At 37.2% G+C, this 14,349-nt stretch carries 11 protein-coding genes; 3 read left to right on the top strand and 8 right to left on the bottom strand.

Annotated features, from left to right (window positions below):
* Positions 1-10: 10 nt before the first annotated feature.
* Positions 11-1,483, bottom strand: a complete 1,473-nt coding sequence (locus tag LNQ34_RS00580) for a RagB/SusD family nutrient uptake outer membrane protein (protein ID WP_229998323.1) — start codon at positions 1,481-1,483, stop codon at positions 11-13.
* A gap of 15 nt (positions 1,484-1,498) precedes the next feature.
* A complete protein-coding gene (locus LNQ34_RS00575; RefSeq protein WP_229998322.1) occupies positions 1,499-4,630 on the bottom strand; it encodes a SusC/RagA family TonB-linked outer membrane protein in 3,132 nt (1,043 codons plus the stop codon).
* A gap of 1,169 nt (positions 4,631-5,799) precedes the next feature.
* Between LNQ34_RS00575 and LNQ34_RS00570 the strand changes: the two genes are divergently transcribed.
* Positions 5,800-6,372, top strand: coding sequence for a molybdenum cofactor guanylyltransferase (locus LNQ34_RS00570; RefSeq protein WP_202703360.1), 573 nt, complete (start codon positions 5,800-5,802; stop codon positions 6,370-6,372).
* Positions 6,373-6,378: 6 nt separating this feature from the next.
* On the top strand, positions 6,379-7,167 hold the full coding sequence (gene cobA, locus LNQ34_RS00565; protein WP_202703359.1) for a uroporphyrinogen-III C-methyltransferase: 789 nt from the start codon (positions 6,379-6,381) through the stop codon (positions 7,165-7,167).
* 527 nt (positions 7,168-7,694) lie between these two features.
* Here cobA and LNQ34_RS00560 read toward each other — a convergent pair.
* From LNQ34_RS00560 to LNQ34_RS00540, 5 genes are all read right to left on the bottom strand, one after another.
* Complete coding sequence (locus tag LNQ34_RS00560) at positions 7,695-8,354, bottom strand: hypothetical protein (protein WP_229998321.1); 660 nt, start codon at positions 8,352-8,354, stop codon at positions 7,695-7,697.
* A gap of 525 nt (positions 8,355-8,879) precedes the next feature.
* On the bottom strand, positions 8,880-9,503 hold the full coding sequence (locus tag LNQ34_RS00555) for a class I SAM-dependent methyltransferase (protein WP_202703357.1): 624 nt from the start codon (positions 9,501-9,503) through the stop codon (positions 8,880-8,882).
* A gap of 3 nt (positions 9,504-9,506) precedes the next feature.
* On the bottom strand, positions 9,507-10,220 hold the full coding sequence (locus tag LNQ34_RS00550) for an endonuclease/exonuclease/phosphatase family protein (RefSeq protein WP_229998320.1): 714 nt from the start codon (positions 10,218-10,220) through the stop codon (positions 9,507-9,509).
* A gap of 163 nt (positions 10,221-10,383) precedes the next feature.
* Positions 10,384-11,043 (bottom strand): response regulator transcription factor, encoded by a 660-nt coding sequence (locus LNQ34_RS00545; RefSeq protein WP_026109934.1) that lies wholly within the window; start codon positions 11,041-11,043, stop codon positions 10,384-10,386.
* Positions 11,044-11,170: 127 nt separating this feature from the next.
* Positions 11,171-11,755 (bottom strand): DUF4202 domain-containing protein, encoded by a 585-nt coding sequence (locus tag LNQ34_RS00540; RefSeq protein WP_202703355.1) that lies wholly within the window; start codon positions 11,753-11,755, stop codon positions 11,171-11,173.
* Positions 11,756-12,023: 268 nt separating this feature from the next.
* Between LNQ34_RS00540 and LNQ34_RS00535 the strand changes: the two genes are divergently transcribed.
* Positions 12,024-12,788, top strand: coding sequence for an META domain-containing protein (locus LNQ34_RS00535; protein ID WP_229998319.1), 765 nt, complete (start codon positions 12,024-12,026; stop codon positions 12,786-12,788).
* Between the two features lie 270 nt (positions 12,789-13,058).
* On the opposite strand, the gene LNQ34_RS00530 is transcribed toward LNQ34_RS00535, so the two are convergent.
* Positions 13,059-14,339 (bottom strand): DUF2130 domain-containing protein, encoded by a 1,281-nt coding sequence (locus LNQ34_RS00530; protein ID WP_017495971.1) that lies wholly within the window; start codon positions 14,337-14,339, stop codon positions 13,059-13,061.
* Positions 14,340-14,349 lie beyond the last annotated feature (10 nt).

Genomic DNA, 14,349 nt, shown 5'->3' with positions numbered 1-14,349 from the left:
GTTGTGTTAATTAATATCCGGGGTTTTGTGGTAATCCGATTGGATCGATGTTTCTTTCGCTTTGTGGAATCGGGTATAAATTATTTCGTTCGGAAACAGAATTTTTGGCCAGTACTTTTTTGACTTCGGTAACCAAAGTTCCCCAGCGAACCAAATCAAACCAGCGTTGTCCTTCCTGAACAAATTCTTTTTTGCGCTCTTCCTGTAGGGCAGCCCTGAAAGACGTTTGTGTTAATCCGGTTAAGTCCACCGTAACATCTGTTGTGTTAATTGGTTTCCCGAAAGCCCTTCTTCTTACCTGATTGATTAACTCGTAGGCTTCGGGCGTTGGTGCTCCCTGTTCGTTTATGGCTTCCGCTAAAGACAATAAAATGTCGGCATAACGAATTATCGGAAAATTGATTGAGACGTTAGACGGAGTGGCCAGATTTGTTAAATCCAGATACTTTTTGAAGATCGGTTTCGGAAAAGTATATACGTTTGCGGTACCAGGAATTGGTAATTGTTTGGCATAACTTACATCTCTTCTGGTATCTCCGGCAGCATAAATATCATAAAACAAAGCAACATCCGAAATAATATCGGCAGGTTCTGTAGCCGTGAATCCGGTAAAAGAAGTGGCCTGAAAAGTACTTCCGCTAGAGCCGTTTCCAGCTTGATTGGGTTCAAACTGAACGGAGAAAATGTGTTCTTTCCCGTTCTTTTTGGTTTTGGTAAAAATATCCTGGAAATTTTCAAAAAGCGCATATCCATAACCGCCATTGATGACTTCTCTGGCTTTTAAAATAGCATTCGGATAGTCTTTTCTTGTGAGATAAACTTTGGTCAGAATGGCTTTTGCTGCTCCCGCTGTAGCACGTCCGGCATCTGTTGCAGGATAAGTGGATGGTAATGCTTCAGCATCTTTTAAATCTGAAATAATTTGGGTATAAACTTCCGCTACAGTGGCTCTTTTCGATTTTAAACTTTCCAATTGAATAGAAGTAGGCTCATGCAATACAATTGGAACTCCGCCCCAAAGGCGTACTGCCTGAAAATACAATAAACCCCGGATGAATTTAGCCTCGAGAATCAATCTGTTTTTAACAGCGTCTGAACCGGCTACTTTTGGTATATTATCGATAGCAACATTGGCTCTGTTTATTCCGGCGTAGATTTGACGCCAGGCCACCTGAACACGATCAGAAGTGGCATCATGAGTCAGGCTGCTTAAAGCTCTCACCTGCGGATTGGTTGCCGAAACTCCCGCTGCGGCATAATCAGATGCCATGTCGGTCAGGAAATATAAATTTCGGCCAAATAAACTCTGTTCTCCCGGATCAAGGCTCAATGAAGCATAAACAGCAGTTACACTCGCAATGGCATCGTCCTGAGTTTTAAAGTAGTTGTCTTCGGTTACAAATGAGGTAGGGGTGACCTCTAAATCGGTGCACGATGCCAATAGTCCGGCACTCAATAGGAATGTTATAAAAATCTTTTTCATTTTGTATTTTTTTACTTAAAAAGTTACGTTCAGGCCTGAGATGAATGTTTTTGAATTGGGATAAGCGCCAAAATCAATTCCCGGGTATAAGTTGTTTTGTTCGTAGGAGCTTACTTCAGGATCGTATCCGGTGTATTTGGTCCATGTAATTAAGTTTTCGGCAGAGACATAAAATTTAACGCTCTTAGCACCCAGTCTTTTGGAAAGGCTTTTCGGTAAAGTATAGCCTAAGGTGATTAGTTTTAATCTTAAGAAAGAAGCATCTTCTATATAACGTTCTGAAACAATCCCCAATGGAGAACTGGTGGCTCTTGGAACTTCGTTGCTCGGATTTGCTGGTGTCCAGCGGTCTTCTAAAGTTACATTCGCATTGGTACCCAGGGTCGAAATTTCCAATTGCTGATTTAAAGCATTGAATACTTTACCGCCATAAGATCCCTGAAAAGAAAAGTTAAGATCAAAGTCATGATAAGAAATGGTGTTGCTAAAACTTCCGACAAATTTTGGTTGTGAACTTCCAAGATTTCCTTTGTCCAAAGCTGTAATTACACCATCTCCGTTAGTATCTACATATCTTCGGTCTCCAATTTTTGTATTGGCTAAACTGTTTATTTTAGGCTGAGTGTTGACTTCTTCCTGCGTTTGGAAAATGCCATTGGTTTTGTATCCCCAGAAAGTTCCCAGTGGCAATCCTACTTTTACGGTTACGGGTTGCTGCTGTAATAAAGATCCGTTTGGTACTACAGGAAAAAATTGATCGACTCCGTTTCCGATAGCCACTACTTTGTTTTTATTGGCTGAGAAAACAAAGTTAGAATTCCATGAAAAGTGTTCTGTTTTTAGATTTTCCGTGATCAGACCAATCTCGATACCTTTATTTTCAACACCACCAATGTTTTGTAATACAGTTGCATATCCTGAAATCAGCGGAACAGGTACATTGATTAGTAAATCGTTTGTTTTTTTGTAATATACATCAAAAACAAAATTGATTTTGCGGTCTAATAAAGACAAATCTAATCCTACATTATATTGATTTGTTTTCTCCCATTTCAAATCTGAATTGGCCAGTCGGGTAGGAGCTAAACCGGTTTGCAGTGTTCCTCCGTAAGCATAATTTACAGAACCCATCTGAGCCAGAGAAAGGTAATTTCCAATTTCCTGATTACCGGTAGTTCCGGCTGTTATTCTTAGTTTAGCTTCCGTTAAACCCTTGATATTATTGGCGAAAGATTCCTCTGTGATATTCCAGGAAAAACCTGCTGATGGGAAATAACCCCAAAGCGATTTTGAACCAAATCTTGAAGATCCGTCTGCGCGGCCGGAAAGTGTAAAGTTGTATTTTCCTTTATACGAATAATTCACCCTGGTCAGCCAGGATTTTAAGACACTTTCGAAAGCATCCGTGGAGGGTTTTACCGGAACTCCGTCTTGCAAAGCATTGTAAGTATTGGCATCGTTTACAAAGAATTGAGCTCCTGCATTCACCACTTCCCCTTGCGTGTACTGAAGCGTATACCCGCCTAAGGCTGAAAATTTATGATTGTCGCCAAAATTAGTGTTATAGTTCAAAGTGTTTTCATTCAGTACAGAGCTCACCAATCGGTCTCCAACAGAACCAAAGCCTTTCGTTCCGGCACCGGTAGCGGTGGTTGCCGGAGCATAGTAATTTTGTTTGGTATTGATGACATCACCGCTAACAGCAACTTTTGCAGTCAGTTTTTTGGTGATTTTATATTCACCGAATAAACTGGTCAGAATTCGGTTGATTTTAGTTTCATTGGTGGTGCTCACCAGATCATTTATCGGATTGGCAATTATCCCGTTAACAGCCGTTGCATAGGGATTATTGGTCAGATTATAGCTTCCGTCAGGATTTTTGATCGGAACTACGGGTGGCTGATACAAAGCAACCACTAACGGATTAGGCTGTCTTCCGGCAGAAGAACCGCCATTGGTACCAATACCATTGGCAACAGAATTGCTGTAGTTGGCATTTACACCAAATTTAAAGTTCTGAGAATAGTTTCTTTCGTAATTGACGCGCAACGAAATACGTTTAAAATCGGAGGCAATTACAATTCCGTCCTGTTGAAAATACCCCGCTGAAATGGCATACCTTGAGCGATCATCACCTCCTGAAAAGGACAATTGATGATTTTGAATCGGTGCCGCAGTTCTAAAAACCGCCGATTGCCAGTCGTATCCTCCTGAAGTTTTTAAAGCTTCGATCTGGGCAGCAGAAAAAGAAGGCGCCTGACCAATACTGGCCTGAACATCATTGCGTAAGCTTGCCCATTGGCTGGCATTCATTAAGTTCAGCTTTTTCGGCACATTTTGGAATCCAATATAGCCCTGATAGGAAATGTTATCCTGACCTTTTGTTCCCTTTTTAGTAGTGATAATCACCACGCCGTTTGCCCCGCGTGATCCATAAATAGCCGTTGCAGATGCATCTTTTAGTACTTCAATAGATTCGATATCACCCGGATTAATCGTCGAAAGTACATTGACAGTAGCTCCTGCATTGGCAACTCCGGCCGTACTGTTGTTATTGTCGTTATAAATTAAAATTCCATCCACCACATAAAGCGGTTCGTTACCGGCTGTAATTGAGTTTCCACCTCTAATCCGAACACTGGATGAAGCACCGGGACGACCCGAACTTTGTGTAACTACCACTCCCGGTATAGCCCCTCGAAGTAAGTTATCTGCCGATGAGGTCACCTGACTTAAATTGGCTTTTGGAACTGAAGCGACTGAACCTGTAATGTCTTTTCTTTTTTGAGATCCGTACCCAACAACTACCAGTTCATCCAGCTCCTGACGTTCTTCTTTTAAATGAATCGTGATCGGATTTTTTTCGACTATAATCTCTGATTTTTTGTATCCGATGTAGGTTATAATTAAGGTGTAAGGGAATTTCTGTCCGGTTTGAAAATAAAATTTCCCTTCGGCATCCGTCTGAACGCCGTGTGTAGTTCCTTTAATTACTACCGAAGCGCCAATAATGGGTTGGTTGGTGATATCATCTACAACCGTTCCGTCGAGTTTCGATTGAATAAGAGGTGTTGTGTTTTGGGCATTAATTCCCGCCGATAGGAGCAGGAGAAATAAGAATGAGTATATTTTTAATTTTTTTTTCATTTCTTTGTACTGGTTTAATTAATGAACAAGAAGCCCTGAAAGTTGAATTTTCAACTCTCTGATCATATTCTTGGTTTAGTGATAAATATTCTTTAAGCCTTGCCATTTCTGTTGCCGCAGAAATGGCTTTTTTTATTTACAGCAACAGCTGTGCATGTTTTTCATTTTGTTTTTTTTTAATGGTTAGTCATTTTTTTTAAGATATAGGTATAGTTTCAGTGCTCATTTTGACACAAACAAATGTGTCAAACCGACTTTGAAATTTCAATATGGAATCTTGTGTATATTTAAAAATTCGTTTTTTAAACGATTCGATGTAAAAGAGAAATCGAAGGCAAACGAAAAAAAGGGCAGAGGTTTAGCAACAGATGCACATATAACAAAAAGTGTTATATGTATATTTTTTAGGAAGAATGTAATACGATCTGTTTTCGGTTGTTTTCAAAATATGATTTTTTTGGTTTCAAATATTATTTTAAACTCTACTAATCCTATAGACAAAGTTAATTTTAATATAATAAAAACCAAAAATTTGTTTATTTTTTTTTGAGAAAGTACAAATCAGGGAGTTTTTTGTATGATTTTTAAGTTTATAATATGTTGATTATGAGTGGTTTGATTGTTTTGTTTGAAGAAGTTTAAAAATAATAGCTTGTCTTTTTTTATGTTAAAAAATGTAGTACTTTATACTTAGTTTTCTAGTTTTTAATGCCTTACCTAATTTTAAAATAATGCAAAAACGTCTGATAAAGTGTTTTTTGGTCTAAGAAGTTTCATAATAGATTAATAAGAGAGACCATTTCGAACCAGTCAAAATCTTTAAAATTTAGAAGTAAATCAGTTCATTTTAAGTGCTAATCATCAAACCAAATTGATTTTTGAAGGACTATTCCAAAGAATTAAGCTAAATTTATAGGGTGAAAGAAGAGGTAGTTATTAGTTATGAGTTATTAGTTATGAGTTTTCGATCTTAGTGATTAGACTAGGAGCAAACTTGAAACCTGAAACTTGAAACCTGAAACTTGAAATCTGAAACTTGAAATCTGAAACTTGAAACCTGAAACCTGAAACTTTAAACCTGAAACTTTAAACCTGAAACCTGAAACTTGAAACTTTAAACCTGAAACTTTAAACTTGAAACTTGAAACCTGAAACAAAATAATAAAATCATGGAAACACTTACAGCATTTATTCTTTGTGGAGGAAAAAGTTCTCAGCTGCAGTCGGAGAAAGGATTGGTTTTGTTTCGGAAAAAGCCGTTTATAGAGCACATTATCGGAGCCATTTTACCCGTAACTCAAAAGATTGTATTAATCACAGAATCTAAAGAATATGATTATCTCACTTATCCAAAAATACCGGATGTTATTGCAGATAAAGGTCCGCTAGGAGGAATTTATACAGCCTTACTACAATCTGAAACCGAATTTAATCTGATTTTGAGTTGTGATATTCCGTTAATTTCAACAGAATTATTGCAGGAACTTCTTTCTAAACATACAGAAGAAGCCGGAATTACAGTTTTTGCTTCAGAAAGCCGCATGCATCCGCTAATAGGAATTTATTCCAGAATAATGATTCCTTTTATTAAAAAAGCCATTGATGGTAATGAATTAAAAGTGATGGATTTGCTGGAAAGAATACCACACCAGATTATTAATCTGGAAGAAAGTGAAGTTTTTCACCTAAGCAGAATTAATTCGGCTGACGAATTAGACGATTTGAATGTCAATCTAAGTTAAACCGTTATGCAAAGTTTGAAAATACCAAAGTTAACGATTGTTGGAGCAGGACCGGGTGATGCCGAACTGATTACCATTAAAGCGATAAAAGTTTTAAAAAGCGCCAAAGTCGTTTTGTATGATGCATTAGTCAATGAAGAATTATTAACATACGCCTCAAATGCCGAAATTATTTTTGTTGGAAAACGATTGGGCTGTCATGCTTACACACAGGATCAGATTAACGAATTGATTGTTTCGATGGCAAGACGGTACGGGCATGTGGTTCGCTTAAAAGGAGGTGATCCGTTTGTTTTTGGAAGAGGAAGTGAAGAAATTGAATTTGCAGAACAGTTTGGAATTGAAACAGACATTGTTCCCGGAATCTCATCTGCTTTAGGAGTTCCGGCTTCGGCTGGAATTAGCATAACGCAGCGTAAGGTAGCTGAAAGTTTTTGGGTCATTACAGGAACGACTTCTGATCATAAATTATCTAAGGATATTCATTTGGCTTCTCAATCGGCGGCGACCGTAATTATTTTGATGGGAATGCATAAACTAACTGAAATCATATCGATTTATCAGGAGAATAGGAAAGACAATCTGCCTATTGCCATTATCCAAAACGGTACAAAAGAATCGGAACAGAAAGTAGTCGGAACGATTGATACCATTGTAAAATTGGCTTCCGAAAAAAGTATGACATCACCTGCTATTATTGTAATTGGTGAAGTAGTAAGAAACACTTCAGACTGGATCTCCTATTTTCAGGAACATTTTGACGATGAATTTATTTTTCAGAATTTAAACTTGTAAGGGTGACGAGAGTTAGGTAAGATCAAGATAAAAAGTTGCTTTGAAAGAGCCTTAGCCGTAGCATGGCGCGAAGCGCTATGTATGAATGGTGAAAAGATGTTTTACGCCCTGAAAGGGCAAAAGCCTGAACAGAATGAAAGAATAGTTATCCAGATTGCTCTTGCCCCTTCAGGGCAATATTCTCTTTTCACTTAGATCATAGTGCGTTGCACTATACTTGTGCTATTGGGCTTTCAGCCCTTTATTTACTTATTGTTGTATAAAAAAAGTTGCTCTGAAAGAGCCTTAGCCGTAGCATGGCGCGAAGCGCTATGTATGAATGGTGAAAAGATGTTTTAGGCCCTGAAAGGGCAAAAGCCTAAACACAATGTAAAAGTTGTTCTTGCTTTTTCAGGGCAATATTCTCTCTTAACTTAGATTATAGTGCGCTGCACAATATTTATACTATTGGTTTTTCAACCTTTTTATTCACTCCTTAGTTATATAAAAAAAGGTTCAACTTTTATAAAGTCAAACCTTTTTTAGTATTATTTTTTCTTTTTAGCTTTTGCCTTTTTTTTAGCCTTTGCTTTCTTTTTTGCAATTTTTTTGGCTTTAGCCTTTTCCTTTGCTTTTTTTGCTTTTTCTTTTTTCTTGGCTGCAGCTTTTAGTTTTGCCTTTTTAGCTTTTTCTTTCTGTTTATCTTTTTTAGCTTTCTCTTTTTTCTTAGCCAGTTTCTTTTTGGCTTTTTCTTTTTCTTTGTCTTTCACTTTTTTGGCTTTTTTAGCAGCTTTATCTTCGATTTTAACCGCCTGGTTAGTATTTTCTTCTTTTGGTTTAGAAACAGTTGTTTCAGTAGCCGATTTTTCTACTGGCTTAGCAGCTGGTGCAGCTGCGGTTTTTGCTGGTGTTTTCTGTGCGGCTGGTTTAGGTGTAGTCACTGCTGCCGGTTTTATAACCGCTTTGGCAGGGCCTTTTGCTGTGGTCGTCGTTGCAGCTTTTGCAACAGAAGCTGCCGGAGCTTTTACCGTTGCCGGTTTAGTTGCTGCTGGCTTTGCTGCTGTTGTTCTGGTAGCTGGTGCTTTACGAACGGGTGCTTTTTTAACAGGAGCGGTAACAGGTTTTACATTATCAGTAACAGGTTGAATGGTTTCAGTTTTTGGTGAATCGATCTTCTCAGGATTCGTTTCTTCGGTTTTGTTTTCCATATTTAATACGCTTTTAGATAAGGTTAATTACTGGCAATGTAATCAAATGGTTAATTTATAGTTAAGTAAAGATAATGATAAAACAAGTCTTGTAATGTTAAGTTTTCGGATAAATTTTGATATTAAGTATTTGAAAGTGAATTGTTTGTATGGGTTGTCAAAATTGTATGTCAAAATTCCTTAACAATTCTACATGGAAAATGGGAGGAGTTGATTGTTAATTGTTAATTACTAATTGTGAAATGTGAAATGTGAAATGCAAACTGTGCACTGTAAACTGTACACTGTAAACTGTAAACTGTGCACTGTACACTGAGCTCACTAGCCCAGATGGTAGTGACATCCTTTTGTACCGGGGTTCGGGACAAAAGATACAACGAACAGCTGGAAACAGCTTCTTATTCGGAATATTGTTTTAGATATTTTTCAGTTGTGATCGGAGAGGGCAGAACACATTTGGTTGAGGGTGGAGAGGTGTGGTGTAGAGACGCATTGCAGCGTCTCTACAAATGTTTGTATAACGAATTACTTTTTCTTTCCGATAAATCGGATTACGGAACCTTTTCCGTTATGAAAAAGGCCCTCATTGAGTTCAATTTCTTTTTCTTCCAGTGTGACGATCTCATAATTGGGAAAATCAGATTGGATTTCTTCCATTGAAAACAGAGAAGCAATATCTTTTGGTCCGCCAACTTTATCATTTATGGCGAGATAGTCTAAATGTTTTTTACTGAAAGCTTCAAAAATGATACAGCCGCCTTTGCGCAGGTATTGATCAAGTGTTTTATGAATTGACGATTTAATTTCTGCGGGAAAGTGTGCATAAATTAAAGCAATAGCATCGAATTGCCCCGGCTGATATTCTAAGGTTTCGAGTTCTCCAACCTGATAATCCAGAATGACATTTTCGGATTCGGCAAGTTTAAGGGCTTTGTTTTTGCCTTCCGAACTAATATCAAATGCTGAAACTGTCCAGCCCAGTTTAGCTGCATAAACGGCATTTCGACCTTCTCCCTCAGCGGGAAAAAGAATCGTTCCGGGGTCTTGTTTTTCTAATGATTCTTTTAAATAATTGTTGGGTGCGGTGCCGTAAGCAAATTCTTCGGCGCTGTAACGGTCGTTCCACCGTTCGGTCCAGGTGTTGGTCATGATTTATATATTGAAATTAATGATTAAAGGAATATGATCGCTGTACATCATCCAATCGCGATAAGTGCCCACTTCCACACTTTTTAAAACTTTCATGAAATCTTGTGAGGCAAAGCAGTAGTCAAGGTGGTAGGGTTTGTTTTCATGCCGGTAAAGATATAAAGTAGGATGCTCTTCTTTACCTTGTATTTGATTGAAGTATTTGTGATAGGCACTAAAAATTTGTTGTTCGCCCAGTTTATTTACAACGGAGGTATGATTGGCTTCTCTTCGGGGTTTATCCCAAATCGTGTTGCTGTTGAAATCTCCCGTTAAAATGGTTCTATTTTCGGTGATCAGATCTTCATAATAATGAATCGCTTTCCATACCTGAGTTACATATTGTCCGTCTTTGTCCTGAGGATTATTGGCCCAAATGGCAAACAAAGTAAAATCGATCTCCCCGTCGGTTACTGCTATGGGTAAAATGTTTTTGAAAAGAGGATTATGACAGTCTAATAATTTAAACCTGTAATTACTATAGGAGAAAACACCAAGTCCCTTGTGCGGATTGGTTCCGTACCAAAGCATGTCGTTTGGTAATATTGTTCCGGGACTGAACTTTAGATTTTCAGGATTTTCACATTCTGAAATAACAGCAATATCAGCTTTGTAAGCGTCAAGGAATGCTGCTTTTTTTCTGAATGCCATATTACAATTCCACGCTATAATTTTCATAAGCTGATTTTCCTGTCTTGGAAAAGACCCTCTCAAATATACTAATTAAAAAGGTGTGATTGGGAAGTTTGAATAGCAAAAAAAAAGCCCACTTTCATTTCGAAAGAGGGCCGATTGCATATCACGATTTTTAGCAAATAGATTACGTAATTGTACGTAATTTTTATAGCAAAGAATACTCTGTTGCTTTGTTTGAAAGCTCCATCAGGTTTTTTACTTTTAGTTTTTTCATCAAATTAAAGCGATGAACTTCGGCAGTACGCTTACTGATTTTAAGGGTTTCGCCAATTTCCTTATTTCCTTTTCCGGATAATAAAAGAGACAGAATTTCTTTTTCTCTCTTGGTAATCGTGATTTCTTCGGCTAAAGCTTGTTTACGCCCTAATGAAACAGTACAATGCACAAAGTGATGAATCAAAATTCCGGAAACATCACCGCTGTAATATTTTCCTCCGTTTAAAACGGTATGTAAGGCTTTTAAAAATTCTTCTTTGCTGGAATCTTTTAGTAAATATCCTTCGGCACCTGCTTTCAATGCACCTAGTACATATTCTTCAGATTCATGTGTGGTAAGTATAATAATCTTAACCTTATTATTTTCACTTCTAAGTTTTTCTACTACTTCAATACCGGTTAAATGCGGCATGCGTATGTCTAGTATAAGTAAGTCTGGCTCACTTGCTGCAACAGCTTCGAGCGTATCGATCCCATCTGTAGCTTCGCCTACAACTTCTATGTTTACTTCGTTTTCCAACAAAGATTTTATTCCGTCCCTTACAAAAACATGATTATCCGCGAGGACTACCCGAATCGTTTTACTCATTATTTATTTAATTGTTACTTCAAGACCCTACGTATATTGGTCTAAATTGACTAAGCAAATATACGTAATAGGAATGAAGAATTATGCAGAAGATACCGAAAGGAATTTACCTTAATTTAAAATGAAGTTAAAGACCTAAAGAGGCTTTTATCAGATTTAAGTTTTCTTCAGTATAACTAATCTTCAAGGCTTCCTGATGTCCTTTGTCAGACATTTTATCCCAGGTCTTCTTAATGATGTTTTTGAGTTTCTCTTCATCGTGTTTGTGCACAAACGGATCCAGATAATATTCTAAGAAAACCAAACAAATTACATCTTCCAACAGTTGTGTTTCGGCATCTTTTTTTAGAAGCTTCTTTTCAATTAAAAAGGAAACCCGATCGATAAATTCAGAATTATAGCCTGCTTTTTCCAGAATTGCGGCTGTGGTTTTTGCGTGAAATTTTTTAAGTTCTTCCCGCCATTTCAAATATCCGACACGATCCATTGGATACGATTCGCGTGCCACTTTCCATCGGCAGATGTGTTGTGCTTTTGAGGCAATTTGAACAGCTTCTGAAGCTTCAGGTTTAAACTGCATCAATCGTTTATACATTCGATCAGAATACAATAATTCTTTTGGATACTCTCTATTTTGATCGATTTCGATATTAGGATCCTGAGCGTTCTCAGCATCAATCAACTGGCCGGCTTTTTGAAAAGGTGTATTCATTTTTTTAGTAAAATAATAGAGTTCAAAGATACAGAAATTAGTTGTTTGGTAAATTTTTTCGACAATGCGAGAGGTGTATTTGTTTTACTTCGCATTATAAAGGGGTAGTGTTTGGCAGTATTTTTAGTTTTTAAGTTTATTTTAGTAATTGTATTATTTGTCTTAATTTTAATACTGGGTTCTGCTTAAAAAAATCATAAAAAACGGGCAGTATTGATTTTTGGCTCGGTTTTTTCTAGTGTGAAGTCATAATAAAAAATTTAATGATATGAAAAAAGTACTTTTACTATGCGCCCTAATGTCTGTGATCTTAAGTTGTAAGTCGGTTGCAGTTAAAAAAACAAACACGAAAGAAACCACTTCTCAAACCACTTCAGAAGAAGAAGAACTAAATGTTTATTTTAAAGCTACTGGAAATGAACCATTTTGGGGATTGAAATTTGGAAAAGATAAAATTGTTTTTACATCATTGATAGAAGGAATGGAGTCCATTAGTTTTGATGCCGTTGAACCAATAAAAGCAATGGATGCTAATGTAAAAATGTATAGAGTAAAAAGCGGAAAAACAGAGGCTACTATTACTGTTCAGCAATTCGAATGTACGGATTCAATGTCAGGTGCCGTTTCGCCTTACACGGTTAAAGTAGAAATGAATGGTAAAACATTAAACGGTTGTGGTCAGTATATTACGGATTATCGCTTGCACGATATCTGGGTATTAGAGGAGTTGAATGGAAGAAAATTGACTTCTTCTGACTTTCAAAAAGAAATGCCACGTATTGAAATTTACTCAGCCGAAAATAGATTTTCAGGATTTGGAGGCTGTAATAATATTGGAGGAAAAATTTTCTTCGAAAAAGGATTGTTGAGATTCTCTGATGTAATTTCGACTTTGATGGCTTGTATGCCGGCGAATAAAGAAGGTGAATTTGTAGAAACATTGCAAAAAACAACTACTTATTCAATTGAAAATTTACGATTGACACTTTCTAATCCTGATGGGAAATTATTGGTTTTTAGAAAAGTAGACTAAATTCTGTTTTATAAATAAAAATTAAATTTGCCATTCCGATTGCGATGAATTTCCAAAGATTAATGCTGATATAAACAGTATTGTTCAGGAAAATTCGCTGATTGGAATGGCAAATTGTTTTTATATAATATCCGAAAAGGGTAAAAAATACACAGGCTGTGTAATTATATCGATTTTACTTCTATTTCAGTCCGATTTTTTCTGATATAATGCCGATGTAATAGGAAAACAGCACAATGCAATTGGATTATATTGTATATACAATCGGTATTATTCCAGTTCTTTTGTTTTCGGTTCTTCTTCGTCTTCAATAAAATCAAGTTCTAAAGCTCGTACAGTCTGAACTGCATTTCCGGCAATACCACGAATCGAGCCGTACATTCCCAGCGTATTGTGCACTACTTTTTCAATTTGCTTTTCGCGTTGTTTCCAAATACGCTGCATGGCTCTTTTTTCAGATTCCAAATCACTTTGCATTTGCGTAAAACCCTCTACAATTCCTTCTACCTGTAAGCGGAATTCATTGCTGGTTAAAAAATCATAGAGCATCGACATTTTATCTCCTTTGTTCTCCTGTGCCTGAACGGCCTGGCTAACTTGTATGAGAGATTGACGTAAAACAGCACTTAGTCCTTTAAATTCTTCATAAGTACAAATCCATATCCCATCGCGCATACCCATACGATCCATTCCGGCAGGCATCACCTCAGTGACCAAAACACCAATATTGGCCTTTTTGGTTCGGATATCATTCTTGAATTTCTCAATCCATGCAGGCTGGAAAGCTTTAGTACGCTTACTTTCATAATAAATAGAACCACAATTTTGTACTTCTCGGGTATTTACAACCTGAAGACAGTCGGCTCCATTGGCTCCCTTTTTTACTTCGTCGATAGTGTCTAACGGAAAATTACTGGCCAGCCATTCCTCAATCGCAAGTTCCATGACTTCACCCTGCAATTGCATGGAGCCTTGTTCCTGCTTGCGTTTCATTTCCTCAATCAGCTTTTTCTGATCATCAGACTGTTTTTGGTATTCTTTTATTTTTAGTTCGTTTTTTTCCTCTTCTTGTTTTCGGATTTTGTCACGTTCCAGAATCAAAGTAGCGTTAAGCTGTTTTTGCGCTTCCGTTTCGATAGCCTCCTTCATTTCGAGTTTTTCACGTTGAAGTTTCGCAATTTCACCTTCCATTTTGTTCAGTTCGCGAAGTTTCTCTGATTTCTCCGAAAGCTCTTTTTCCATTAGAAGCAAACGATCTTTGTTTTCTTCTTCGAGTTTGGTTTTTAATTTCTGAGAAATTTCTTTTTCGGCTATTTTTCTCTCGCGTTCCAGTCTTTCGGCAAAAAGTTCATTTTCCTGTTTTTTCTTGGCCTCAAATTCAGCTTTTGCTTTTTCGAATTGCTCGTTTTTAAGTTCCAGCTCTTTGGACTGAGCACTGGCTTTTTGTTGAAATTCTTTACGGATACTATCTTCCAATTGATGTTTCAAAACATCATTTACATCGATTGGTGTGCCGCAATTGGGGCACTGGATTGAAGATTGCTCAGCCATTTTTTGTTGA

It is taken from the genome of Flavobacterium lipolyticum (genome assembly GCF_020905335.1).
In the GTDB taxonomy this organism is placed as follows: domain Bacteria; phylum Bacteroidota; class Bacteroidia; order Flavobacteriales; family Flavobacteriaceae; genus Flavobacterium; species Flavobacterium lipolyticum.
This window is presented reverse-complemented; position numbering and strand designations above follow the sequence as displayed.